At 59.6% G+C, this 4351-nt stretch carries 3 protein-coding genes; all 3 read right to left on the reverse strand.

The genetic code is table 11. From position 1 onward, the window contains the following. The coding region (locus NW840_RS13780) for a DUF4388 domain-containing protein (RefSeq protein WP_414344887.1) at positions 1 to 799 on the reverse strand (799 nt) is incomplete at its 3' end. A gap of 332 nt (positions 800 to 1131) precedes the next feature. After that, positions 1132 to 3714, reverse strand: coding sequence for a heavy metal translocating P-type ATPase (locus tag NW840_RS13785; RefSeq protein WP_414344888.1), 2583 nt, complete (start codon positions 3712 to 3714; stop codon positions 1132 to 1134). Between the two features lie 159 nt (positions 3715 to 3873). Then, positions 3874 to 4293: an aldo/keto reductase gene (locus tag NW840_RS13790; protein ID WP_414331959.1), complete on the reverse strand. Its 420-nt coding sequence runs from the start codon at positions 4291 to 4293 to the stop codon at positions 3874 to 3876. Positions 4294 to 4351: the final 58 nt, after the last annotated feature.

The following is a 4351-nucleotide window of genomic DNA, read 5'->3' on the forward strand; positions in this document are numbered from 1 at the left end:
GACTGACCAGAGAAGGCTTGACGGGGCCGCCCTCATCCTGGAGACCAGGCACCCTTGCCCCCAGCCTCTCTCTCACCTGCTCAGGATTTGCTTCCTCAGCCACCGACTCGGACAGTTGCAAGCGACTGGCCGAAGAAGACCGAGCCAGAACCGTTGGGCCCTCACAGGGACTGATCAACCCCAGCTTGGCCAGACGGGCGCAGGCATAGCGCACCTCCAACAAGTCGGCCCCCAATGCCCGTGCCAGGTCGGCCAGCTTGCGGGAAGGGGAGACCTGCTCCAAGATCGACCACTCCAGCGCAGAAAGCTTGAACAGAGGCAGTTCGGTGCTGGTACGCCAAAAGCAACTATCGGGTTCGGGCAGGTCTTTTTCGGGGCGCTGGTCTAGCTTGAGCTGCTGCAGGGCTTCCAGGACGGCAGCGGTGGCGCTTTTGCTGAGGCCAGTCATTTCTCGGTAGGGCATGGGCACGTTGGGCAGGAAGCTGAACTGTCCGGATTCGAGGGCAAAGAGGCTGTAGAGTCCCACCTGCAGTTGATGGCGAAAGAGCTTGGCCAAATCTACGGGCGAGATCAACCCTTGCCGCTGCAGGCAACGCCCCAGAGGCTCCTCCAAGCCCCTAGCGACCAACTGGCTGACCACCTGCTCGTCCACCAAGCCAAAGCGCGTCAGCAGGCTTTCCAAACGATGCTTTTCTTCAGGGGTGAGGGCGGCGACCACCCGACCTTGGTAAAACCAAATCCGCTGAATGCCATTGGGTGCCCAGATGGATAATTGCCCTGCTTTCTTACCCTTTTCCATTAAATGCAACAGGTCGCATAAGGAAAATTCCTGAAGATCTCCAAGCATCGCCATACTTTTGCTCCCTTCACCGCTGCAAGATGCGCTTTCTCAGTATTTTCACGGTTTTTGCTTTGCTAAGTAAGAAACCAGAAGATGCGCTTACAGCTTGGTTTCGGTCTAATCTTACAACCAAATCCTCAAAAGTTAAAGCGGATTAATCTTTTTAATCAAATGTAATCGAAGTTGCCGAATTTTTGGCTTGGACGCAGCGGAAATTGTGTCAGAAGCTCGGTAAAACCTCGGAAGACTTAACGATCGATACTTAGTCATTCGTAATTTTTAACACTTTTTTAGCTGCGGCTACTCGAAGATCTACGGGGTACAAAAGTTCGCCTCAAAAGGAGTGAATTGAGGATTACACTGAGGGAACTCAAGGCCATGAGACCCCCAGCGATTGCCGGGCTAAGCCCAATGCCAAAGGGGGGTAGGAGCACGCCTGCTGCCACCGGGATCCCTACCAGGTTGTAGCCGACAGCCCAGAGGAGATTTTGCTGGATCTTGCGGAAGGTGGCGCGGCTGAGGCGGATAGCTTCCACCACATCCCAGAGGCGGTTGCGCATCAGAATGATATCGGCGGTCTCAAGGGCGGCATCGGTAGCGGAATGCAGGGCGATGCCCACATCGGCTTGGGCCAAAGCCGGAGCGTCGTTAATGCCATCTCCCACCATGGCAACTCTCTGGCCTTGGGTCTGCAGGTCGCGGATGACTTGAGCTTTGTCTGCCGGGTGAACCTCGGCGATAACGCGGATCCCGGGCACTTGCAGAGCTTCGGCTACCTGCTTGGCCACCTCAGCCCGATCGCCAGTAAGCAGCATCACCTGCAAGCCCATCTTTTGCAGTTGTCGCAGTGTTGCCTGCGCATCAGGCCGCAAGGGATCCTGGGCTGCCAGCAGCCCCACCAAGGATCCCCCTAGAGCCACACCCACCACTGTTTTGCCGGCTGCCAGTAGCGCCTCGGCCTGGGCCTGCGCCTCTGGGGAAATTGGGATCCCCAAAGCAGCCAGCCCATCCAGGGATCCCAATACCACTGCCTGCCCTTCCACTTGGGCGGCGACTCCTATCCCCGGCTGGGTTTGAAACTCGCCGGCGGAGAGCAACGGCAAACCCTGGGTGCGGGCGGCTTGCAAAATGGCTTGCGCCAGCGGATGGCGAGTGCCGCTTTCCACTGTGGCCGCCAGTTGGAGCAGGCGATTGGGATCCAGGGAGGGGTCAAGGCTGAGACAGTCCGTCAGGTGGGGATCCCCTTGGGTGAGGGTGCCGGTTTTGTCGAAGACCACCGTTTGCAAGCGATGGGCTTTCTCCAGAACATCTCCCCCTCGGATGAGCAAGCCCCGCTCGGCTCCCAGCCCGGTACCCACCAGGATGGCCATCGGCGTAGCCAACCCCAAAGCACAGGGGCAGGCCACCACCAAAACGGCAATGGCCATCTTGAGGCTGCTGAGCAGAGGTGTGGGGTGAGGGGGATGGTCGCTCAGATGCAGATGGGAGTGCAGGCTGAACCCCTCCAGGACAAAGTGCTCCGCACCGTCGCTCCCCCAGAGTGGGATCCCAACCCAGTACCAGAACCCAAAGGTGAGAATGGCCAGGGTCACCACCCCATAGGTAAAGTAGCCCGCCACCTGGTCGGCTATCCGTTGGATGGGGGCCTTGCGAGCTTGGGCCTCTTCCACCAGGCGGATGATCTGGGCCAAGGTGGTGTCTTTCCCGGTGCGCGTCGCTCGGCACAGCAGCAACCCCGATTGGTTCAGCGTTCCCGCCACCACGGGATCCCCCACTTGTTTCAGCACCGGCAAGGGTTCCCCCGTCAACATCCCCTCGTTGACCGTGGCCTGGCCGGCAATGACTTCTCCATCCACCGGGATCTGTTCGCCGGCCCGCACTTGGAGCCAATCCCCCACTCGCACCTGTTCGACAGGGCACCATTCTCCGGTTTGGGATCCCAGATCCAGGTTCCCCTCTGGGCTGGAAGCCAGAGATCCCGCCTTCTCTGCAGGCTGAACCCGCCGAGCCAAACTGGGACACAAGCTCACCAGCGATTGCAGGCTGCTGGCCGCCCGCAGGCGGCTGTGCTGTTCCAAGGCCCGTCCCAACAGGATGAAGCTGAGCATCATGACGGGCTCGTCGAAAAAGCACTCCCAGCCCACCTGAGGGGCCAACAACCCCACCAGACTGGCCAGGTAGGCCGATCCGGATCCCAAGGTAACCAAGGTGTTCATGTTGGGGGCCAGCCGCCGTGCCCCTCTCCAACCATCCAGGACAATGCCGCGAGCCGGGCCGACAAAAGTCAAGGTCGCCAAGCCCCAGTGCAGCCAGACATCGTTCAGGAGGGGCAAGCCCAGGCGGGCGAAGAGATCCAAGTGTCCGGCGGCAGAGATCAGCAGCAGAAAAGCAGCAGTGAGCGCTTGGCGAATGTGGTGTCGGGTCTGCTGTCGCTGCCGAGAGAGGGGATCCGCGGCATCTTCCCGCCCAGCGGCAGGGGAAGTTTGGTCTTGATAGGGCTCCGCACCGCTGACGGGAACCGAACTCCCGCCGGAGAGGGCCTCACCCTCTGAACTGTAGCGGCTGGGAAACCCTGCCTCTGTCAAAATCTGGGCCAGGTGCTGCGGGTCGGGCCGGATCCCAGGGGCAAACTCCACAAGGGCCGACTCGGTAACCAGGTTAACGCTGGCCTTGACCACCCCCGGCTGTCTCAGTAGAGCCTGCTCGACAGTGCGGACGCAGCCGGCACAACTCATGCCCCCCACCTGGAGAATCAGGGATCCCGCCTGAGAAGGCACTGTGGGCCCATTCTGGTCAGCCGGATCCCTTGGCCTGTCTGCTTTATGGGTCAAAGTGCTCCGCACTGCTGACGCGAATGCATCTGGGATGGCCATCTTTGTTCTCCCGTGGTTGACAGACTCCTGGCCCTACTGGCTGCAGTAGGACAGAGCTCTAAATCTCATTTTTTGCCAAACTCAATCGTAGGACTGGGATCCCGGCAACAAAGTGCTCCCCACCGCTAACGCAAACGGCAAGGGAACAGAAAGCAACAACTAGGCAGCGCGGGCAGGCGGGGACATAAAGCTGGGGGGAATGGACTCGGGAACATACCTTTGCAAAATATCCTCGATGGTCTGCATCGCTTCCGCATCCAACGACCAGCCCCAAAGGCCGGATATTGCCTCCAGATGATAGGGCTTGCGTGCCCCCCACAGCGCCACACTCACCCCCGGTTGATCCAGCAGCCAGCGCACCGCCAACTGGGCCAAGGTCTTGCCATAGCGATCCTGAGCAAACCGGCTCAATGCCTCTGCCGCTTTTAGGTACTGGGAGTAGCGCGGTTCAACAAACTTGGGATCGATCCCGGCGCGCATGTCCCCTGGGGGGAAGGTGGTTTGCGGCGTCATCCGTCCGCTCAGCAGACCTCGGCAGAGGGGACTGTACACCAAAGTGTGAATGCCGTGCTGATACATTTACGCTGAACACTGCTGAACATCACTGTTCAACTATGCAGCGATAGCATTCTGTTTG

The organism is Synechococcus sp. R5-13 (genome assembly GCF_047462015.1).
Classification (GTDB): domain Bacteria; phylum Cyanobacteriota; class Cyanobacteriia; order Thermostichales; family Thermostichaceae; genus Thermostichus.